Origin of the sequence: Asticcacaulis aquaticus, from assembly GCF_028550415.1 — a bacterium.
In the GTDB taxonomy this organism is placed as follows: Bacteria; Pseudomonadota; Alphaproteobacteria; order Caulobacterales; family Caulobacteraceae; genus Asticcacaulis; species Asticcacaulis aquaticus.
The window spans coordinates 137,851-158,853 of the sequence record NZ_JAQQKX010000008.1 but is presented as its reverse complement, the minus strand read 5'-3'; the positions used below and the strand labels follow the sequence as shown (position 1 = coordinate 158,853).

Genomic DNA, 21,003 nt, shown 5'->3' with positions numbered 1-21,003 from the left:
ACTATTTCGCCTCGCTGCCGGCAGGCTTCACGGCGGGGGCTTTACCGACTGTGACCGTGTCGCCATCGTTGAGGAAGCCCGCACCGGTCGTCACGACCTTTTCACCCGGCGTTACGCCGTCGCGCAGGACGACCGTGTCGCCGGTCACCGGCCCGAGCGTCACCGCGCGGAAGACCGCCTTGTTTTTCGTGTCGATGACGAAGACGCCGGAACGATTATCCTTATAGACAACGGCCTTTTGCGGAATGCTGACGACGTTACGATCGCCGACATTGATGCTGCCACGGCCGAATTGCCCGGGTTTGAAGCCTGCGGTGGCCGGGATGGCAATACGGGCATAGCCCAGACGCGTCTCGGCATTGATCGCCGGAGTGACGACGCGGACCGTACCGGACACGGTATCGCCCATGTCATTGGTGACGGTGGCGCTCATGCCCGGCTTGATGAGGTTCAGTTCGGTCTCGACCACTTCCATATTCAGCTCGATGCGGTTATCGCGCACGATGCGGAACAACTCGACGCCCGGGCTGACGATCTGACCCGCCACGGCAGTGCGCGACGTGATCAGGCCCGACACCGGTGCCCGGACGACCGTCTGGTTGAGGCGCGTACCGACTTCGGTGCGCGACGCCTCGGCGGTGGCGACCTGCGCCAGAGCCGTCTTGTGCGCCGCCTCTTTCTGGTCCAGCGCCGCCTGAGAGGCGTACCCCTTGTCGAACAGTTCCTTGTAACGCTGATAGGCGCGCTGGGCCTCGACGGCCTGCGCCTTTGCGCTCGACACCCCGGCCTCGGCCTGGCTGTACTGAGCCCGCAGACCGGCATCGTTCATCTTCAGCAGGGGTTGGCCCTGCTTGACGTACTGGCCTTCGTCGACCAGCACCGCCGTGGCCGTGAGCCCCCCCACTTCCGCCCCGATCGGTGCTTCCTGCCAGGCGCCGATGCTGCCCGAACCGGTGATCAGGCCCGGGGCCCGGATTTCCCCGGCCACCGCCACCTCGACCAGCGCGCTATGGTGAGCCGCACCCTTGTCGGCGTCCTTTTTTTCTTTCTTGCCACCGGAACAGGCCGCCAGCAGCGCGAAGGTGGCGATCGCCGAAATCCTCAATACGGTGCGGTACGATATAAGATTGGTTGTCGCGGGAAATGCGGCGCGCATAAGCGGGTTCCTGAACGGCTTGATATCAATTCTCATCTATCGTTTTACTGAACGAACAGTCAACGAAGCGTGCATTAAAAATATGCAATGCAACTAAATCCACACACGCGATGATGCACGAGCCCCTATTGTCTCCTTACGAAAGCCGGGTAAACTGGCGCGAAGACAGCAGAGGGACACGGGCACATGGTTGACTGGCAGGGCGGACGGCGCGGCGGGGTTGAAGATCGCCGCGGCATGGGGGCAGGTGTCGCGCTCGGTGGTGGCGGGATCGGTGCCGTGGTCATCGCGCTGATCGGCTATTTCGTCTTCGGCATCGACCCTCAGGTCCTGCTAAGCCAGTCCGGCCAGACCGGTGCGTCGGGTCCCGCCGCCGTCAGCGCCTGCCCTCAGGGCGATACCGCCTGCGACTTCGCCGACGTCATGCACACCTCGGCCAACGACGTGTGGGCGGGCCTCATTCAGGGCTATCAGCCCTCGACCATCGTCCTCTATTCGCAGGGCACCCAGACGGGCTGCGGCATGGGGCAGTCGGCCATGGGGCCGTTCTATTGCCCGGCGGATCAAAAGGTCTATCTCGACCTCGACTTCGCCCATACGCTGGAGCGCGATCTGGGCGCGTCGGGCGACTTCGCGCTTGCCTATGTCATCGGCCATGAGGTCGGCCACCACGTCCAGAACGTCACCGGCGTGTCGGACAAGGTACAGAACGCCCGCCGGGCTTTGGGCGAAAGCGAGTCCAACGCGCTTTCCGTCAAGCTGGAGCTTCAGGCCGACTGCTATGCCGGGGTATGGGCCAAACGTTCCGACGCCAAAAACCACTGGCTGCAATCGGGGGATTTGGAAGAAGCCATCACCGCGGCGTCGGCGGTCGGCGACGACACGCTGCAAAAGCGCTCGGGCGGTCAGGTCATGCCGGACAGCTTCACGCACGGCACGTCGAAGGAACGGATGTACTGGTTCAATGCGGGCTATTCGTCCGGCGATCCGAACGCGTGCAATACGTTCGCGTAGTTTAAGGATTTACCACGAAACGAAGTTCGGCGAAGCCAAAAGCACCCTACTCCGGTCGCTCCAGAGCGCTCAGCGCCGCCTGAGCCTGGGCCGAGGAGGTCAGGCCCTCCGACACCGTCCTGGCCGCCGCCACCGCGCCGCGCGGGCTCATCATCGCCGCCGCCTTGATCGAGGCGTGGGTGACCCCCGCCAGACGCGCCACCGCCATTTGCCGGTAATTGTCGAAGCCCTGTACCATGCAGGCCCCCGCCGAGGCCTTGGCCGCAACGGACAACTGCGTCAGATATTCCTGCAGCGCCTCGTCGTCGCGCTTCTGGCCGTCATATTCGACGCAGATACCCGACAGGCCGCACTTGTTGAGCGCCGCGATCGCCTTACGGTCGGCGGAGACGTGGCCGACCACCGTCATGCAGAACGGCTTGATCAGCGAGACGATTTCAAGCACCCGGTGCGGCGGTACGCCGTCGAGGCCGCGGATCTCGAACAGAACCTTGAGTCCCATCTCGGCGGCGGCCTTCGACACGTCGTGCATGATCTTTTGCCGAGCGCGCTGCGAGGCAAAGGTCGAAAACGCCGCCGGAACGACCATCAGCATCTTGCGCTGTTCGGCCTCGCGCATCTTGAGGATTTTCAGACCCTGCTCGATATTGGTGATGTCGATCTGTTCGCGCAGCCCCCAGTCCATCGCCGCCAGCGCCTTGCGATCCAGCAGGGCGTTGTCGATGGCCTCCATGACCATCGGCTCCAGACGATGGCCGATCATGACCATCTTCTTCATCTCGAACAAGGGTTCGTTGGAAGAGGCCACGCGCAGGGTGCGATTGGCGTGGGTGACGGTCGCCGCCACGATGACCGGGCGCTGGATATTGGTCATCTGCGGCCCCGTGCCCGGCCCGCGCACGGCCTCAGGCGTCGTTTCGCCGGCAATGGGCTTAAGTTTGGCGGCTTCGACCTCGGGACGGTCGAACCAGGTCTTCAGATCGATCGGCCGCAGCATGAAACGGTCGACATCCTCGACCAGCACCTCATAAAGCGGCGTCTCCAGATGCGACACGTCGCCGACGAAGAAATTACCCAGTTCGCGCCACATCTCGGTCACCGCCAGGGCCCCGCGCCGGGCACCGACAGAAGGGATGATGGCCAGCCACGCGTCGTCATTGATACGCAGACACCAGTTCGGTTCCTGAAAGCGGCGTTCGAAACCGGTCTTGAGATGCTCGAACACCAGTTCGGACTTGGCGTCCCACTTCGCCCCCAGCCGCACGATCAGGGCATCCAGCTTGAGCAGAAAGGCGTGGCCGTCGGCATCGGCATGGGTTTCGCGCAGGCGCTCGACGATAGTGACGGCGTCTTCACGCTCGATCACCAGCCGTTCTTCGACCGAGGCGTCGTGTCGGCGTTCTGGAGATACTCCGGACATGGGCGGCCCTGCATTAAACAGTACATTGGCGTATCAACCTAAGCACGCACCGTTGAAACAAGATTAACGGCCCCGTCAAAAATGGCCGGGCAATGCCAGCTTATAATATAAAATTTTCAAAACCTTGCGGCAACGCCGCCCACGCCTTTGTGATCACGGCCCACGGCGTTAATCTTAAGCAAGTCTTCACCCTAAGCCGCAAGACTTTGTAAACTCTGCTGCGAATCACGTCACCCGGACCCTGCCTTGCCTCACGCCCGCCCCGCCGCCGCTTTTCCGACCGCCGCCACGGCGCGGGCGGAGGTGCGCGCGCCGCAGGCCGTGCCGTCCAGTACGCTCCAGCCCCTGACACAGGTGCGCACCCTCCTGCGCCTCATGCAGCTCAATGCCATGGCCCGGCGGCTGACGGGCCCCAATGAAACGCCGACGCCGGCGTCGCACCATACGCTGGCGCTTCGGCTGGGCGAACTGATCCTGGATCTGAACGACGCGGACCGCTTTCCGATCCTGACCGAACTGTCGCGCGCCGACTGGGCCGAGCCCCTGCTGATCGCCGCCCTGTGCCGTCTGCCGGTCGAGTCGAGCGCGGCGCTCATCCTGCATTCTCCCGTACTCTCTACTGGCAGCCTGCGCGCCCTGATCGCGGAAGGCCCTGAGGACAAGGCGATTCTGGCGGCGCGGCGTCCCGACCTCGATGCCCCGCTGATCGGGGCGCTGCTGGATCTGAACGTCCCGGCGGTAAACCTCGCCCTGCTCAATAATGGCCATGCCCCGCTTTCGACCGCGCATCTGGACCGCCTGATCGCTGCCGCGCGCGACGATATAGGCTTGCGGTCGGCGCTGGTCCGTCATCCGGCCCTGTCGCACCGTCAGGCCTGCGCCCTGCTCGGCCTGGTCGGCCCCCGCCTGCGCGACGACCTGAACGGACGGTTCGAGGGCCTGTACGCCACCGACTTCACCGCGCCCGTCCCGGTCGACGAGGCTCAGACCCTCCACCGATTGCAGCAGGGCGATTTCGCCGGGTTCTGCACCGGCCTCGCCCGGGCGACCGGGCTTGAGCCCGGCCTGATCCGCCGCGCCCTGCGCGAGGTTTCAGGCGTGCCGCTGGCTCTGCTCCTGACCGTGGCCGGGATCGACCGCGCGGCCTTTCCCACGCTCCTGACCCGGCTGCAGGCCGTCAATGACAGCCGCCCCCGGGTCGCCCCGGCGCACTGGCCGTGGCTGAGACACATATTCGATCTGACGCCGGACGAAGCCCGCGCCCGCCTGACCGCGATTTTAGCCGTTCCGACCTGAGCGGTTTTAAGGTAAGAGCGATCTCCCTTTTGGATTTGTCGCGATATCGCCGCTGAAACCGCTTTACACGTTTCAGCCTATCGCCTGATACGGGCCTCTCATGTCGCTGAAACTCGCCTTTGTCGCCTCCGAACGCCCCGAAGCCCTGGCGGCCTGCGCCTCGCTGCGCGCCCGCTATGGACAGGCGGCCCAGCCGGATGTGGTCGTGGCGCTGGGCGGTGATGGCTGGCTGCTGGAAACCGTGCACGCCCATTTCCGCGACGGACTGCCGATCTTCGGCATGAACCGCGGGTCGGTCGGCTTCCTGCTCAATCACTATAACGAAGACGGTCTGATCGAGCGCATCGAGAACGCCGAGCGCACCCTGATCAGCCCGCTGCACATGCGCGCCACCACCGGCGATGGTCAGGTGCACGAAGCGCTGGCCTTCAACGAAGTCTCGCTCCTGCGCCAGACGCATCAGAGCGCCAAGCTGCGCATCCTGATCGACGGCACCGAGCGGCTGGAGGAACTGATCTGCGACGGCGCCATGCTGGCGACACCCGCCGGATCGACCGCCTATAATCTGTCGGCGCATGGGCCGATCATCCCCCTGACCGCTCAGGCCCTCGCCCTGACGCCGATCAGCGCCTTCCGCCCCCGACGCTGGCGCGGCGCCATCTTGCCCCATACGGCGGAGGTGCGTTTCGAAGTGCTTGAGTTCGACAAACGCCCGGTGGCAGCGTCCGCCGACACCTTCGAAGTGCGCCATATCCGCACCGTCGAAATCAGCGAAGCCCCCCACCTGTCGGCCACGATCCTCTTCGACGCCGGCAACGGTTACGACGAACGCGTCATGGCCGAACAATTCACTTCATAAGTGGGCGCGCATCTGATTCCAAAAACCGCTGCACACTTTTTGGGATGCGCTTGGACCTCATTAGGCATTCTTAAATCCGTTTAGGTTAACCTGCCGTCCAAAGAGACCTCAGGACCAGACCTAACCATGTCGGAAAAAGCCCAGATCATCCAAATCCCCAACACCTTGCGCGCCAAGGTGGGCGGCAAGCTGGGCGCGCTGGATCAGGCCGCCATCGCCAAGGCCGAGGAGGCCCTTACCTCGTTGTCGGACCAGTTCGAAGGCTGGCTGGAAGAAGAGGTCACCAAGCTGGAAGCCGCTCAGGAAACGATCCGACGGGACGGTTTCACGACGCATACCGCCGAGGCGCTCTATTTTCGCTGCCATGACCTCAAGGGGCTGGGCACCACCTACGGCTACCCGCTGATCACGCGCATCGCCGGTTCGATCTGCAAGATGCTGGACGACGAGGAAATCCGCATGTTGTCGCCCAAGCTGCTGATCGACGCCCATATCGACGCTATCCGCGCCGTCGTCCGCGGCCGCATCAAGGAAGACACGCATCCCGTCGGCAAGACCCTGGCCGAAACGCTGGAAGCGCGCGTGCTGGAACATCTGGACAAGATCAAGAACTGATCAAACCCATTGACTAAAAAAGGCCCGGAGAGCGATCTTCGGGCCTTTTCAATATTGATCTACCTCAGGCGGCTTTTTGCGTCAGGCCTTTTTCCGTCATCGCCTTCTCCCAGCGCTGCCCCTTCGAATCGCGGTCGAGACGTTCATAAAGATAGATGAGATCCTCGCGCGGCGCGAACGGCACCTGAGTCAGGAAGCGCTCGATCAGGCGCTCCTGAAAGCGGACCGGATCGAGGTCGGACTGCTCGCTGGACAGCGAATGGTAGGTGTCGACCGCGATACGGAAGGTCTGGAACATGCGCGCGGGCAAACCGGCCCGGTCGTAGATGGCCCGCAGCCCCAGTTGTCCGGCATCGTGCACCATCAGCCACGTCCGGTCGTGCGGCACGCCCGACAATTCGGCCAGGGCGTGTTCGAAGAAGCCCATATGGCCGCGCGCCAGTGCCCGCAGCATCAGGGATGGTGTCATGCGGCCCGATGTAACCAGATGCCGGGCAAGACCCGCAGGGTCGCGGCTGGCGCCCGTCTGGTCGGCCATGTCAAGCGTGGCGCGCTCCAGCGTCGCGTCGGCGACCTTGAGCGCGGTTTCAGGCAGGATGGCGTGGCGCGTCATCAGCTGATCACGCAGGTTCTGACTGACCATGTGGATCAGACGCTCGGTCACCGCCACCGGCAGGGCCTTGCGGTTGACCAGTGTATTGTGCACCACCTCGGACGCGCCGAAACGGTCGAGGACCTGCGTCATGCCGGTGTCGGAAAATCGCGCATTATCGTTGGCGCAGGCGATGACGATGGCTTCTTCGACGGCACAGTCGGCCAGCGCGCTCGTCACGATTTCGGCCAGGGTATCGCGCTTGGCGATGGCCACCTGACGGACCGGGCCGCCGGAACGGACGATCTCGCTCAGGTCGTCGTCGGAAAAGGCCGGCGAGTGCGACAGGACGGGCACGGCTACGGTATGGACGTCCTGCGCCAGCTTCATCGCCACGTCGTGCGGCAGGAGGCCCGAGGTGCGCAGGGTCACCGACAGGGCGCGGCGCACCAGCTCGGCGGCATCGTCGGACAGGAGACGGATGATTTCCTGCGCCGCGGCGCGTTCGACCTCGCTCAGGTCGCTGCGCTCCATCAGGCGGCACACCTTGTGCGTCGCGACCGCGCGGTCGTCGGCATTGTCGCTCTTGACGAGACGTTCAATATCCTGCTCGGACAGAAAGGTACGTGAGGCGGACATGCGGAAATTCCCTGAATCCGAATCCCTTATGGGAGCACGGCTTGCCTCGATTTTCCGCCCCAATTCCTAACGAAACCTTACCAAAGCCGTCCTGTTCACGCGCCTGTGCGTATAATTGTTAATTTTTCGCGTTAAGTTTGTACTCGGTAACGCTCGCGCAAGGTCTTGCTGATAGGGTTTGCCCATGTCCCCCGCGCCGTCCGACTCCCCGCCCGACCTGACCGACCCGCAGATCGTCCTCGACTACGGCCTGAAGGCGCAGGTGCGTCTTCTGCCCTATGCCCTGGGCTTTTTCGGCATCGGCCTGCCGGTCTATATCTGGGCGGCGCAGTTTTTCCTCAGCGGCTGGCAGATCGTCCTCAATCTGGCGCTGTTCGCCTGCGTCTGGGCCGCGTTTTTCCTCATCAAACCGGCGCTGCAGGGCGATGCCCGACCGACCCCGCGCGACCTGCGCGTGCGCACCCGGCGGCAATGGCTGTGCGGCGGCCTGTGGGCCATCAGCCTGCTCAGCCTGTCGCTGACGGCCCTGACCGGCGGTAATTCGGCCCATATCTTCGTCCTGATCTGCGCGGGCGCAGCGGTCGGCGTCATCTTCTTCAGCGCGCCGGTGCTGCTGTACCTGCTGACTCTGGCGCCGCTGGCCATGATCGGACCGATCATCGCCCTGCACCTGATGGATGGCTATGTCGAGCTGGCCAATCTGGTCAGCGCCGGTCTGGTGCTGGCGCTTGCCTTCGGCCTGATCCTCAATCGCCACCTTCAGGAACATTACCGCCTCGAATTCAATCAGTTACGCCTGTCTCAGGATCGCGAAGCCGCCCTGTCGGCGCGCGACGCCCTGACCCATAGCCAGATGGCCCTGATGCAGACCCTGTCGCGTGAAGTGACCACCGGCCTGCGCGGGCTGGACCAGAACCTGACACAGGGCCTGACCCTGCTCACGCGCGCCCCGGCGCCGCGCCACTATGTCGAAAACGCCCGTGCGGGCGTCGAGCATCTGCTCGGCCTGATCACCACCACGCTGGACGACGACACGGCGCGCTCGGGTCAGATGACGGTCGACACCGGTCCGCTCGACCTCGACGGTCTGGTGTACGATGTCACCGAAGGCTTCTATCAGATGGCGCAGATCAAGGGGCTGGAACTGACCGTCTCCGGCTCGGCCCCTCTGCAAGGGGCGGCGATCGGCGATCCGGCGCGCGTCGAACAGATCCTTTCACACCTGCTGTCGAACGCCCTTCAATACACCCCGAAGGGCAAGGTCGAGGTGAAGCTTCTGCCACCGGCCCACGGACTGATCCGGCTGGAGGTCGTCGATTCCGGCCCCGGTCTGGACGCCGCCGAACTGGTGCGCGCCTTTGCCCCGCACGAACGCATTACCCGTACCTCGGCCGGCCATTCCGGTGCCGGTCTGGGGCTCAACCTGTCGAAGACCCTGGCCGAACTGATGGGCGGCGGCATCGGCGCCCAGAGCACACCCGATGTCGGTTCGAAATTCTGGTTCGACCTGCCCTTCGATCCGGCGGCGGTCGCCCCCCGCCCGGTCGTCGAGTTATCGCCCGCCCCCGCCGCCGAAAGCGCTACGGGCCTGCGCGTCCTTCTGCTGTCCAACGATTCACTGCGTTCGGCGCAACTTCGCGATACGCTGGAAACCCTGGGGCATAAGTGCCTGACGGCCACGACGCGCCACCGCGCCCTGTCTCTGGCGGCCAAGGGTGAGATCGATGCTCTGCTGGTCGCCACCGGCGCGTTCGAAGATCTCAGCGACGACGGCAACCGCACAGCCTTGTCCGACTGGCTCGGGCGGTTGCGATCAACGCAGGAGTCCGAAACCCTCACCATCCTCGCCCTCCTGCCCGACGGCCATCAGGCGGAACCTCTGGCCGGGCTGGGCATACGGCCCCTGCTGATGCCGCAATCCGAGGACGCCCTGCGCCGCGCCTTGATGGCAGCGTAAAGCATCCTTCCCCGTTTACGGGGAAGGTGGCGCTGAGCGTAGCGAAGTGACGGAAGGGGGGAGAACCGTAGGACTCGCAAACCTCGTCCGTTCAAGCTGAAACGCCGCTTCCCCCTTCCGTCAGTTCAGCCTGTCGGCTGCCCTGCCACCTTCCCCGTAAACGGGGAAGGATTTAAATGTCCTTGGCCCCGTAAACGGGGAAGGATGTAAACTCACCCGAACCACGACTTGTCTTTGTCGGCGCTGTCGTCCTTGCCGGGACCGAAGGCCGAGAGAAGTTGCGTCGCCACCAGCAGGCTCTGTTCGCCCGCCCCGCCGCCGAAGACCATGTTGAGCAACTGCGCATCCGATTGCAGGCGCTGGGCCCGCGCGACCAGGAACCCCTCAGGCCCCTCATAGGGCCCGGTATCGTCGGTTTGCGGCATCTGCACCTCGCCCGATCCCCCCGCCTTCGAATCGAGATTGGCCATCAGTTGCGTCACCGTCACCGGCTGACCGTTGCGATAGAAGATCGATTTGTTGGCCCCGGCCGCCGCCGGAAACAGCGCCGCCGCCGAGGCATTGGGCCGTTGCTCCGCCGTCTTGATCAGGTTCGCCGCCCCTGCCGGACCGAGAAAATGCGCGGCATAGAGCTGCCCCGCGGTCGGCGTGCGGCCCGTGCGGCCCTTCAGATAGGCGGCATTGCCGGCGGTCATTTCCGCCGCCATGGTCGCCGCCGCGTCCTGATCGTAACGCAGGCCCAGCACCTGCCGCCGCGTCTGGGCGTCGGCCACGTAATACTGGCCGTTTTTCCCTTGCTGGATGGCATCGGCATAGTTCGCATAGCCGTGCTTGGCGCCGTGCTGCTTGATCGTGGCCAGCCAGGTCTGCTCGATGAACTGAAACAGCCCCGCCGCCGACGAGGTCGGGGCCCTGGCCGTCGGGTTGAGCGAACTTTCGCGCTGCGCGGTTTTCAGCAGATAGGTGAAATCGACCCCCGTCCGTTGCGCAGCGCGCGTGATCGAGGCCACGACTCCGCCCTTGCGGGACGAGACGCCATCAGTCGACGGATAAGGGGACGCATACGAAGTCATGCGGCAAATTTTGCCGCATTATGGTTAATGGGGTGTGAATCGCTGCGGATCGTAGATTTCCGAACCTTCCGGCGCGCCCTGCCCCCCGATCTGCGCCATCAGGACATCCGCCGCATAGGGGCCGTAAATCCAGCCGTTACGGCGCATCCCGGTCGCCACATAGACGCCGCCCGGATCGCGCCCGATCATCGGCCAGCCGTCCGGCGTCGCCGCCCGCACCCCGACGCGCGGCACCGCGTCATTGAGGCCTGCTACCGAGTCAGGGGTGAATTTCCGCGCCTTTTCAGCCAGCGACGCGACGACACCCGGCTCGATATCCAGATCGGCCCGGCCCGTCTGCATGGTCGCCCCGAACTTTGTCAGCCCGTCGAAAAACACCCAATAACCCCACGGCGAGCGAACCATGCGTCCGGCCAGCGCCGGATCGGCCTTCTGAGGCGTATCGAGCAGGTGTCCCTTGATCGGCTTCAGCGCTCCGAGTGACGGCGCGGTCTCCGTGAAGGCCGACGAATCGAACCCGGCGCAGACCACGACATGCGCGGCCTCAAGGTGCTGGCCGTCGCTCAGGGTCGCCGCCTGCGGTCCGACCTGCACGACTTCATCGGCGATCCACCGGCCGCCGCGTTCGACAAAGACCGATTTCATATAGGCCAGCACCGGTTCGGCGGCCATCAGCCACTCGCCGACAATCTCGATCGCCTGAAACGGCGCGTGATAGCCCAGCTTCGCCAGATCCTCCTCGCGCATCACCTGTCCCTTGGCACCCATGTCGCTGAAGCGCTGCATCATCTCGTCCGGCGACGGGCCGCTGTCGCCCGACCACAGCCAGACGGCGGGTTGCGCCAGTTCGAGAATTTCCGACAGGCCAAGGTCCTCGGCAAAGGACGGCCAGTGCTTTTGCGCCTCGATATAGCGGGCATAGGACAGCTTGGGATCGGCCTCGGTCAGGGCCTCCATGGCGGGGGCGATCATCCCCGCCGACAGGGCCGAGGTCGAGGCCTCGACCGCATCCTTCGCCACGAGGGTCACCGAGAGGCCGTGATCCAGCGCCCGCAACCCGACGCTCAGGCCGACGATACCGCCGCCGATAACGATGACACTGTAGGCTGAAACCATGACGCTTATCCTTTGGCCCGCTATATAGCGTGATTTCCACGCAGGGCCAGAGGCCGGATGCGCCTTGCGTCAATCCGTCCGCACAAAGTTCAATTTTCAGGAAAATGCAACGCGATGGTACCGTCTGCTGGTTTCGAACCAGCTACCTCCAGAGCCACAATCTGGCGCTCTACCAAGTGAGCTAAGACGGCACGTCATCGCGAAGGCCGTGTCTCTAACGTGCAGCGGCCCGCCGATCAAGGGATAATTTCAGAGGGGAGCCATATTAACGGTGAAAAACCCGGATGACCCTGTGTCTATTCGATGGTCCACCTGTAGCGAAACTTCTTTTCCTCGCCGGGACCAGAGTCCCCGGTCATGCCTTGCAACTCCGTATAGGCTTCAAATCCCCGGATCGTCACATCGGCGAAACCGTAGCCTTCGGGCTCTTCTTTCAAGGCACGACAATCCTTCAAGCGCCCATTGGCCGTCCAGCCGCAGGTGATGATGACCTCCCCACCTATCTTGGCATTGATTGCGGCTTTGGGGTAAAGCTTCAGCATCGCATCGGCAGGCGGCGCTTTTTTCATTGTCGGCTGAGGGCGCGACGTAGAGGTCTCATCCTGCGCCGCTACAGTACCCGCTACGCCCGTCAGCACGGCAACCATAAGCCATAAAACCCACATAGTCCCCTCCTCTTTACTCTGCCCTACATGACCTGCCCCAGCGCAACGGGTCAAGCCGCACAACGCATGCCTCTATTTGACGTCCCAAACGAAGCGGAATGCCATCTCCTCACCGTCGCGTGACGCCGACCTTACCTTTTTCAGATAGCCGTAGGTCTCAAAGCCCTTGATCGCGGCATCGCCGAATCCCACCCCTTCGGGGATTTCCTTAATGACGCGGCACTTCGTCAGACGCCGCGCCATCGTCCAGCCACAGCGCAGCCACACCTCACCGCTACTGTGCGCGTCGATAACGTCCCGGGGCACGAAATTGAGCACCTGCGAGGCGCGCGGCGCGATCATCAGGGTGGGCGTGCCGTCAGAACCCGACCCCGCCGCCGCCTGACCGGCGTACAGCATCAACCCCACACACAGAAACCCCACCCGCGTCATCAGACTTACGCCCCACGCCCTCAGTTATAGCCCTTGGATTTGATATAGGCGTCAAGCTGATTGATGCGCGTCGTATCCGACGGGTGGGTCGACACGAATTCCGGCGTTCCGGCCCCGCCCTGAGCCTGCATGTTGCGCCACAGGGCCACGGCTTCGGACGGTTTGTAACCGGCCTTGGCCATGATATCGACGCCGATGCGGTCGGCCTCCAGTTCGTGCTTGCGCGAATAGGGCAGCAACAGGCCCAGTTGCGCCCCCATGCCTCCGTAATTGGCAATGATCTGCTGCGCCCGGCCCGAGGTCGCGCCCTGCGCCACGCTCAGGCCGATCGCCGCCGCCTGCTGCTGAGACGCCCGCTCGGCGGCGTGCTTGCCGATGACGTGTGCGGTTTCGTGCCCCAGAACGGCGGCCAGCTGATCGTCGTTCTTGACCACCTTGAACAGGCCGCTATTGACGCCGACCTTGTTGCCGGGAATGACGAAGGCGTTCGGCTGATCGTTCTGGAAGACGACATATTCCCATTCCGCCGCATTATAGCCCGCCGCCGTGACGATCTTCGCCCCGACGGTACGCACGCGGCGGATGAGGGTCGCGTCGTTCGACAACTTGGCCGTTTTCATCATCTCGGCCCAGCCCTGCAAAGCCGTCGGCTCCAGATCCTTATTGTCGACCAGCAAAAACTGGCTGCGGCCCAGGGTTTCATTGGTCTCACAGGCCACCAGTGTCGCCGCACCCAGGGCGACAGCCCCCAGCAGCAGGTATTTCGGCTTGATCGAACGAAGGGTCATGGCGAGTCTTCCCGAATATGTCAGTGTTGAAATCCGGGCGATACTGCTCAGTTCGACGGCGTCGGTCAATCGCGCCGGGGTCTTTCGGCGCAAAGGACGCATAAAAAAGGCCTCCGGCACATAGTCCGGAGGCCATCGTCGCTACGCTACGACGATCTATTCCATCGTGAAGCCCATGCGTACCTTCATAACGGCACCGACCTGAACCGCCCCCGCAGACGTGTCGGCGCGCCCCTTGGCTTCGACCGCCCGCACCGCTGCGTCACCGAAACCATAGCCTCTGGGCATTTCGGCGAGGATGTCGCAGCGTACCCGGCCCTTGGTGTCGGTCACCGTGCAGGCAAGCGTTGCCGAACCGTCAGTCTCGGCGTCCATGGCGCGGACCGGATAATATTGCATCATCGCCGCCGCATCCGGGAACTTGCTCCATATGGCCTTGACATAGACCGGTCCGGCCGGCGCCTCGACGATAGTGGGCGAATTACCCGGCGCGCCGTCGAGGACAACGACGGGGCCCGTCCCCGGTTGCGCATCGGCATGGGGCGTCGGCGTCACCTCCAGAGGTGCCACCTCGCTGATCACCGGATCAGCGGGGGCGTGAACCACCACCGGCGTCTGACGCACCTCTTTTTGCGGCGTCGGTTCCGGCTTGGGCTTCGGCTTTTCCATATTCAGGATCGCCCCGGTAAAAGGCGGTGCCTCGACCTCTTCCGGCACACTGATCTGGAAGCGTTCATGGATGATATAGGCCGCCAGACCCGCATGAATCAGGATCGCAATACTCACGCCCCCCATGACGGTCGGCGACAGGCGCTTCTGCGGAAGACGATCCAGAACCGGATTGCGATAGTGATGATTAGCTGCCGACGCCATGGGCGTATCCTTTCCCTTTTTTAGCTGACGATACCGCAGCCTTTGCGGTGCCCGTCTGATTGAACGCTTGTGATTGATCCGATGCCTTCGAAACCCCCGCGCTTCGAAGCCCTTCATCGGTCGGGAAACCTTGTCAGTTGTTATAATGTAAACTTAGCATCGCTAAGTGTACAGCGTTATTTTCAGTGATCACAGTAACGTGCGGATGCGGGGTTCGACCCATAAAAAAACCCCCCGGCGATAAGGCCGGAGGGTCTTTTATATATGTGTCGCAACGACCTATTCGAGGGTCCACTTATAGCGGAACTTCTTACGGTCGCCGTCGCGGATCGCACCGTCACCGCCAGGCGATGCCTTGGCGAAACGCATGAAACCCTTAACGGTGGCGGCACCGAAGCCATAGCCCGCAGGCTTTTCGCTAACGATGTCGCAGCCCGTCACGCGGCCTTGCGAGTTGAGGACGCAGTCGATAACGACTTCGCCTTCCATTTCCGCGTCCTGAGCCCGCGGGGGGTACAGGTCGTACATGCGGTCGTTGGACGGATAGGTCCATTGCGCATCCACGTAACGCGGACCCGGAGGTGCCGGCGGCGCAGGCGGCGGCGGCGGTCCCGGGACGATCGACGGCGGGCCTTTATACTCGACGCGTTCTTCCTTCTTCGTCGGCTCGATCTGGATCGGAGTCGGCGGCGGCGGCGCTTCGGTATTGATCACCGGTTCACGAACCTGCAACTTCGGCGGCGGCGGCGGCATGTCCGGCGGCGGCGGAGGTGGAGGCGGTGGAGGCGGCGGCGGCGGCGGCAGATCTACAAGTTCAGTATCGATCTTGGTGTCTTCGTATTTGACTTCCTTGATCTCAAACTTTTCCTTGTAGAGGTAGTAGCCGAGCGCCACGTGTGCGACGGCGGCTACGCCGATACCGATGAAAAGCGGCTTCTTGTCTTTGTTTACGGGCGGATCAAGAATAGGATCTCGACGCCTGTGGGGGGTCTCTTCCATCTCTTAATCCTCTTAACTGTTACCGTCTTCGCCGACCAGCGCCACACTGTAGAACCCGTTGTCCTGCAGTACGTTCATCACCTGCATGAAGTCGGCATAACGCGTGGACTTGTCGCAGCGAATGAAGATGCGCTCTTTTTCCGGGTCACGGGTGCGGATCTGGACTTTCAGATCGGCGCCCATGGCGTCGAGAGAGGTGGGGAAGTCACCGATGAAGACATTGCCATTCTCCTGAATGGAAATGAACACCGGCTGGGGTGGATTTTCTTGCGGCGGGGCGACTGCCGTTGGAAGCTTAACTTCAACCGACACGGTGGCAAGCGGAGCCGCCACCATGAAGATAATGAGAAGAACCAACATAACATCGACGAACGGCGTAACGTTAATTTCGCTGTTCTGCTCGATGTGGAATTTCGAGCCGCCGCTGCCAGAGGATAGCTTGGCTCCCATCTAGATTACGCCCCTTTGTCCAGCTGGCGCGACAGCGAGTTCAGGAGTTCCGAAACGAACTGCTCCGAACGGGTGCCGTAAGCCGCGATGGCCGAGTTGAAGACGTTGTACATGACGACGGCCGGGATAGCGGCAACCAGACCCAGACCCGTAGCCAGAAGGGCTTCGGCGATACCCGGCGCAACGACGGCCAGGTTGGTCGTGTTGGTGTTGGCGATACCGATGAACGAGTTCATGATGCCGTAAACCGTACCGAACAGACCGACGAACGGCCCGATGGACCCGACCGAGGCGAGGAAGACGAGACCGCCCGACAGACGCTTGGCCAGACCGGCCTGAACGGCATTGATCGAGGACGAGGCGCGGTGCAGGGTCGAGTCGCGGTGCTCACCCGAAACGGCCAGACCGGCCTGCTTCGAGATCTGGACTTCTTCGGTGGCGACGGCGGCCATGTCGGCCAGCGGGTTGCCAGCGAACTCGTCCGAGGTCGACAGACGGTTGATGTCGGCGATCGAGCGGGCGCCACGGAAGCCTTCGAGATAGTTGGTGGTCGCCTTGTTGAGACCGGCGAAGAAGAGCAGCTTGATGACCAGGATGGTCCAGGAGATGATCGAGGCCAGCACCAGACCGATCATGACGACCTTAACGACCGGCACGGCCTGAGCGAACATGCCCGCAACCGTCAGGTCGTGGCCCGACTTCGAGGCTTCGGAAGAGGACTCGGCGGATTCTTCGGCCGGAGCGGCGACGGGCGCTTCGGCAGCAGCCGGCGACGTGGCAGCGGCAGCGGCCGCAAACGTCGGGACGCTCACGAACAGTGCGGCGGCACCGAGCAGAGCGATAAGCGGGTTGTGTTTCTTGTGTTCGAGCATTTTTCGCCAATTCCTGAATAAGGATGACCCCCGGTATGAGGAGGCTGACCAAGGATTATAGGGGCAGCGTAGACCCCCAGTTAAAACCTAAGACGTGTTAAAACCATGGCACCCAAAAAAACATGACACCGCAAGGAGCATGTTCCTTCGTGAACCTCTCGTGTGTTTCGTGCCGGTGCGACTTCTATTCGCTCACATCCAGACACGCTGCGCACAAACTTTTGCCATTATGACCGAGAAGTCAAAAAAAGCGATCGCTTTGTTACACTGGTGGTTACAAAGTGATTTGAGCCTAAAAGAGCCTATCCCGGCCGGGAACGTCAAGGTGCTTATCACGCCACTTGGCGTATCATTTCCGCAACAGGCAAGCTCATTTCTAGGCATTTTTTCTAAAAACTCAACCTTGTCCGATAGTTAAGAACAAGATGCGAGCAAAAATTATTTTCACGAAACGTGAATTTTTTTTCACCTTCGTGATCGCCCCCTGCCGGCATTACGTGCCGCAGGGGAAAAAGCCTGACTTCTCCGTGCTCTATGTCAGTTTTATAACGACGATTTGCGAAACGAAGGCAAAAAATCCGTACTGAAAACGTCCTTATTTTATAAGGATTGCGCGCGCCACCCTTCACAGACACGGTAAATTCATGCCGTAACCGACGTTCGAATCGTCGCGATTTACTCCGTAAGCGGACTTAATGTTTCCGCGGACAGGCGCCCGGCGCGGTGCCGGGCTTCAGTCCTTTGAAAAGGTTCAGCGGTACCGCCGCCGCCATCGCCGCTGCGCCTTCATCATCCGGATGCAGATGATCTCCTACGTCATAGTCGGCTTTGAGCACGCCCGAACCCGGGGCAGATTCCAGCGCCTTGTCAAAATCGATCACGCCGTCAAAGACGCCGCCCTGGCGCAGCCAGATATTGATCCGCTGGCGCCGAGCCTCTTTCTCATCCGAATAGTAGTTCCTGAACACCGTCCCCTTGAACGGCGTCAGGGTCGCGACATAGATGCGGATGCAGCGTTCGTGTGCCCGTGCCGCCAGTTGCCGGTAACCGTCGATCATATCCTCGGCCGATACGTATTCCGCTGCCCCCGGCCCTTCGGCGTGTCCCAGATCGTTGATCCCTAAAAGCACGATCACCGCCCCGACGTTCGGCTGGTTCAGCACGTCGCGATCGAAGCGCGACAGGCCCGAGTCGCCGAAACGCGCCGACTGCCCGTGATGCAGCAGCCGGTTGCCGCTCAGGCCGGCATTGACGACACTCAGCTTCATGCCGGACGTCTCCAGCCGACGGCTGAGGATCTCCGGCCACGTGCCGCCCTTGTCCGGCTGGATGCCGAAACCGTCGGTGATCGAATCCCCGAAGGTTACGATCGTCGCCCGCGCCGGCGTATCGGCCACCTCGACCTCGGCCAGCCAGGGAAAGGCGCGTCCGATCCCGATATCAACCTTGCCTTCCGGCAGTTCCGGTGCACCGGCCTGCCGTCCCGGTGCCCCGTAAAGCACCCCGCGCTGGATGTCGTGCAGGGTGGTGATCTTCGTCGGTCCCGCGACATATACCGACAGGGCCAGATCGCTGTTCGCCGCTACCTTCAGCGGCACGGGGTCGCTGATGGCATAGGCCCCCGGCGCGATCGTCACCCCGGCGCGGCCATTAAAGGTAAGTTCGCGGTCACTGGTCGGGTCGATGCGGCTGCTGCTCAGCCGACGGGCGATACGGACCTCGTCGAGCCGCAGGCGCGCCGTGCCATAGGCGTTCGACAGACGCACGCGCACCTGTCCGCCACCCGCGCTGACGCGCACGATCTGACGCAAGGTCATATCTTCGAGGGGTTTGTCGGCCTTCCCCGCAGGTTCAGGCGCGGCGTACCACGTCGGCACCCAGCTTTGCAGCGCCCCGGCCTGTGCGGGAGCAACCAGCCACAGGGCCGCAACAAGGCAACCGGCGACACGGCAGGCTTTGGTAAACATCTGAAATCGTCCCTGAACCTTATTATGTCCGGAGAAGGCCAGATTGCCGCGCGAAATTCAAGCGGCGAAATCACATACAGATTATGGGGAAAGGAAGTGGTGTTGGAGCCGGAATCGAACCCCGTTTGCGTCAGCAAACAAAGCCATATGTGCTGGTTCGATCTCAAAGGAGAATGGTGCCTGGAGCCGGAATCGAACCAGCGACACGCGGATTTTCAATCCGCTGCTCTACCAACTGAGCTATCCAGGCACTCTCTACATCGACGGGCCTTGGTGCGCCGCGTCGGGAGGTCGCTCTATAAGGGAGGCCAAATGGCTTGGCAAGCGCTCAAAAGGACGAAATGCTGAAAAATCAGCTCTAATCCGCGTCTTCGCCGTCAAAAGGTGAGGATAACTGTGCGGCTTCGCCCTCATCACCGCCTTCGGTGCTGAGATTGCCTTCGCCGCCGATGACATAGTCGCCCTTCAGCCAGTGCAGCGTGTCGATATCAGCGCAGCGTTTCGAGCAGAACGGCGCATAGCTCTTCGCCGCATTCGGCAGGAGCGGATCGGGCAGATGATAGGGCTTATGGCAAAGCGCGCAGGATTTCTCGGTCATTTTCTTTATATATGCGTCTCAACGCGCGCGGACAACCGTCGCGTCCGCACGGTCCACGACCTCGACGCTCAGGCGCGGTGACAGGGGGTCGAGGCTGTCCTTTAGGCATTGACGCACGACGCTGGCCACAAGCTGCGGCGCACGCAGGATGAACATGGCTCCGGCGTCCGAGCGCGCCTCGGCTACGGCCTGCCACAACAGGCGCCGGGCCGCACGCAGGCTTGCCGTGCCGGGGTCGTTTATCGGCGCAGCCCCCCAGGGACGCGTGAATTCGTATGTCCCGAAACGCGTGATCGGTCCGGAGATGATACGCGGCCCCTCGGTCGCAAAGGCGTCGCGCAGAATGCCGGTCAGTTTCTCACCGTTATGTTTAGAGCCGATCAGATCGACCACGACCAGACCCGCCAGATTGGCCAGCCTCAGCCGACGGGCGACTTCGGAAAGCGCGCGTTCGTTGGTCGCCTTGATGGCCTGCTTCGGGGCTCTGGCCAGCCCCTCCCCCGCCCCGCCAAGGTCGACATCGCAGGCGATCAGCGCCCGCGTCGGCTCGATGGTGAGAAACGCGCCATCGGGTAAATCTGTACTGGGGTTGAGCGCCTGAGCCTCGGCGATATCGAGCGCGTCGATGGCGTCCTCACCCTCGATCAGGTCAAACGTCGCTTTCGGGTCGATCAGGTGCCGCGCCTGCGCCATCAGACGGCCCTTGAGATCGAGCGGCGTCGACACCCGACGTGGTGTATCGCCGGGGCCGATATAGCGGGCCCGAGGGCGCTTTTCGGCGCGCGCCTCGGCGGCGATTTCGACCTCGATCGCCGCGCCTTCGTTCAGGGTTACGTCTTTGGGCAGGTCGAGCATGGCCTCAGAACCGTCGGCCAGTTTAAGGAAACCGACGCCGCCCGTCTTGGCGGTCAGGCGGGCGACCGAGCGCACACCCCACAGGCACAGCGACGGATCATCGACGCGGCCTTCGGCATAGAGCCACGGCTGACCATTCTGCACCACACAGGCGCGGGCCAGACCAAAGCGGGCCTCATAGAAGAGTTTCAACGGTAGCCCGCCCCGCTCAGCATCAGCGCCGTTTCGTAGGTCGGGAGGCCGACCACCGACGGGAAGGAGCCGTTGATATGGATGACAAAGGCCCCGGCGCGGCCCTGAATGCCGTAGCCGCCCGCCTTGCCGATTCCTTCGCCCGACGCGATATAGCCGTCGATATCGGCAGCGCTCAGGCGTTTGAACAGCAGGCGCGTCTCGACGACCTTATGCGACAGGCCCTTCGCCGACATCAGGGCGACCCCGGTAAAGACGCGGTGATTGCGGCCCGACAGAAGTTCGAGGCACGCCCGCACCTCGGCCTCGCTCTCGGCCTTGGGCAGGATGCGGCGGCCGACGCCGACCACCGTATCGGCGGCCAGCACAAAGGCGGGCGCGCCAAACGACGACGCCACGGCCTCGGCCTTGGCGCGCGACAGACGCAGCGCCAGTTCGCGCGGCGTCTCCCCCTTGAGCGGGGTTTCATCGATGTCGGAAGCGATAATCCGATCGGGCTTCAACCCGATCTGGGCCAGCAAATCCACGCGGCGGGGACTGGCGCTGGCCAGAATAAAGGGCGCCATGCGCGCCCT

21 protein-coding genes and 2 tRNA genes are annotated in these 21,003 nt (G+C 62.8%); 5 read left to right on the top strand and 18 right to left on the bottom strand.

Going from position 1 to position 21,003, the window contains the following annotated elements:
- Position 1: 1 nt before the first annotated feature.
- Positions 2-1,156 (bottom strand): efflux RND transporter periplasmic adaptor subunit, encoded by a 1,155-nt coding sequence (locus PQU92_RS11440; RefSeq protein ID WP_272748349.1) that lies wholly within the window; start codon positions 1,154-1,156, stop codon positions 2-4.
- 186 nt (positions 1,157-1,342) lie between these two features.
- Here PQU92_RS11440 and ypfJ point away from each other — a divergent pair, with 186 nt between their 5' ends.
- A complete protein-coding gene (gene ypfJ / locus PQU92_RS11435) occupies positions 1,343-2,170 on the top strand; it encodes a KPN_02809 family neutral zinc metallopeptidase (RefSeq protein WP_272748348.1) in 828 nt (275 codons plus the stop codon).
- 46 nt (positions 2,171-2,216) lie between these two features.
- Here the strand turns inward: ypfJ and PQU92_RS11430 are convergent, their stop codons facing one another.
- Positions 2,217-3,590, bottom strand: coding sequence for a hypothetical protein (locus tag PQU92_RS11430; RefSeq protein WP_272748347.1), 1,374 nt, complete (start codon positions 3,588-3,590; stop codon positions 2,217-2,219).
- Between the two features lie 246 nt (positions 3,591-3,836).
- Between PQU92_RS11430 and PQU92_RS11425 the strand changes: the two genes are divergently transcribed.
- The 3 genes from PQU92_RS11425 to PQU92_RS11415 all read left to right on the top strand — a co-directional run bounded on the left by PQU92_RS11425 (position 3,837) and on the right by PQU92_RS11415 (position 6,360).
- Positions 3,837-4,886 carry a DUF2336 domain-containing protein gene (locus PQU92_RS11425; protein WP_272748346.1) on the top strand — a complete coding sequence of 350 codons (1,050 nt, stop codon included), beginning with the start codon at positions 3,837-3,839 and terminating at the stop codon, positions 4,884-4,886.
- Between the two features lie 100 nt (positions 4,887-4,986).
- Positions 4,987-5,745 (top strand): NAD kinase, encoded by a 759-nt coding sequence (locus PQU92_RS11420; RefSeq protein WP_272748345.1) that lies wholly within the window; start codon positions 4,987-4,989, stop codon positions 5,743-5,745.
- A 126-nt stretch (positions 5,746-5,871) separates the two neighbouring features.
- Positions 5,872-6,360 carry an Hpt domain-containing protein gene (locus tag PQU92_RS11415; protein WP_272748344.1) on the top strand — a complete coding sequence of 163 codons (489 nt, stop codon included), beginning with the start codon at positions 5,872-5,874 and terminating at the stop codon, positions 6,358-6,360.
- 64 nt (positions 6,361-6,424) lie between these two features.
- On the opposite strand, the gene spbR is transcribed toward PQU92_RS11415, so the two are convergent.
- Positions 6,425-7,591 (bottom strand): SpbR family protein, encoded by a 1,167-nt coding sequence (gene spbR, locus PQU92_RS11410; protein ID WP_272748343.1) that lies wholly within the window; start codon positions 7,589-7,591, stop codon positions 6,425-6,427.
- A gap of 184 nt (positions 7,592-7,775) precedes the next feature.
- Between spbR and PQU92_RS11405 the strand changes: the two genes are divergently transcribed.
- The gene (locus PQU92_RS11405; RefSeq protein WP_272748342.1) at positions 7,776-9,548 is read left to right on the top strand and encodes a sensor histidine kinase; all 1,773 of its coding nucleotides are present in this window, start codon (positions 7,776-7,778) and stop codon (positions 9,546-9,548) included.
- Positions 9,549-9,760: 212 nt separating this feature from the next.
- On the opposite strand, the gene PQU92_RS11400 is transcribed toward PQU92_RS11405, so the two are convergent.
- The 15 genes from PQU92_RS11400 to PQU92_RS11330 form a co-directional block, all read right to left on the bottom strand.
- The gene (locus tag PQU92_RS11400) at positions 9,761-10,621 is read right to left on the bottom strand and encodes a transglycosylase SLT domain-containing protein (protein ID WP_272748341.1); all 861 of its coding nucleotides are present in this window, start codon (positions 10,619-10,621) and stop codon (positions 9,761-9,763) included.
- Positions 10,622-10,645: 24 nt separating this feature from the next.
- On the bottom strand, positions 10,646-11,737 hold the full coding sequence (locus tag PQU92_RS11395; protein WP_272748340.1) for an NAD(P)/FAD-dependent oxidoreductase: 1,092 nt from the start codon (positions 11,735-11,737) through the stop codon (positions 10,646-10,648).
- Positions 11,738-11,852: 115 nt separating this feature from the next.
- Positions 11,853-11,928, bottom strand: a tRNA-His gene (locus tag PQU92_RS11390).
- A 105-nt stretch (positions 11,929-12,033) separates the two neighbouring features.
- Positions 12,034-12,402, bottom strand: coding sequence for an energy transducer TonB (locus PQU92_RS11385; RefSeq protein ID WP_272748339.1), 369 nt, complete (start codon positions 12,400-12,402; stop codon positions 12,034-12,036).
- A 72-nt stretch (positions 12,403-12,474) separates the two neighbouring features.
- Entirely contained in the window at positions 12,475-12,834 is a 360-nt protein-coding gene (locus tag PQU92_RS11380) for a hypothetical protein (RefSeq protein WP_272748338.1), read from the bottom strand.
- Between the two features lie 20 nt (positions 12,835-12,854).
- Positions 12,855-13,622 (bottom strand): M48 family metallopeptidase, encoded by a 768-nt coding sequence (locus PQU92_RS11375; RefSeq protein ID WP_272748337.1) that lies wholly within the window; start codon positions 13,620-13,622, stop codon positions 12,855-12,857.
- Between the two features lie 156 nt (positions 13,623-13,778).
- On the bottom strand, positions 13,779-14,495 hold the full coding sequence (locus tag PQU92_RS11370; RefSeq protein ID WP_272748336.1) for a hypothetical protein: 717 nt from the start codon (positions 14,493-14,495) through the stop codon (positions 13,779-13,781).
- Between the two features lie 279 nt (positions 14,496-14,774).
- A complete protein-coding gene (locus tag PQU92_RS11365) occupies positions 14,775-15,494 on the bottom strand; it encodes a TonB family protein (protein ID WP_272748335.1) in 720 nt (239 codons plus the stop codon).
- A gap of 12 nt (positions 15,495-15,506) precedes the next feature.
- The gene (locus PQU92_RS11360) at positions 15,507-15,944 is read right to left on the bottom strand and encodes a biopolymer transporter ExbD (RefSeq protein WP_023463517.1); all 438 of its coding nucleotides are present in this window, start codon (positions 15,942-15,944) and stop codon (positions 15,507-15,509) included.
- Positions 15,945-15,949: 5 nt separating this feature from the next.
- Positions 15,950-16,816 carry a MotA/TolQ/ExbB proton channel family protein gene (locus PQU92_RS11355; RefSeq protein WP_272748334.1) on the bottom strand — a complete coding sequence of 289 codons (867 nt, stop codon included), beginning with the start codon at positions 16,814-16,816 and terminating at the stop codon, positions 15,950-15,952.
- 692 nt (positions 16,817-17,508) lie between these two features.
- The gene (locus PQU92_RS11350) at positions 17,509-18,783 is read right to left on the bottom strand and encodes an SGNH/GDSL hydrolase family protein (RefSeq protein WP_272748333.1); all 1,275 of its coding nucleotides are present in this window, start codon (positions 18,781-18,783) and stop codon (positions 17,509-17,511) included.
- A gap of 174 nt (positions 18,784-18,957) precedes the next feature.
- Positions 18,958-19,033: transfer RNA gene (locus tag PQU92_RS11345), tRNA-Phe, on the bottom strand.
- 108 nt (positions 19,034-19,141) lie between these two features.
- A complete protein-coding gene (locus PQU92_RS11340) occupies positions 19,142-19,381 on the bottom strand; it encodes a DNA gyrase inhibitor YacG (protein WP_272748332.1) in 240 nt (79 codons plus the stop codon).
- 18 nt (positions 19,382-19,399) lie between these two features.
- Entirely contained in the window at positions 19,400-20,428 is a 1,029-nt protein-coding gene (locus PQU92_RS11335; RefSeq protein ID WP_272748331.1) for a ribonuclease E/G, read from the bottom strand.
- Positions 20,425-20,994, bottom strand: a complete 570-nt coding sequence (locus PQU92_RS11330) for a Maf family nucleotide pyrophosphatase (protein WP_272748330.1) — start codon at positions 20,992-20,994, stop codon at positions 20,425-20,427. The genes PQU92_RS11335 and PQU92_RS11330 overlap by 4 nt, the downstream gene beginning before the upstream one ends.
- Between the last annotated feature and the right edge of the window lie 9 nt (positions 20,995-21,003).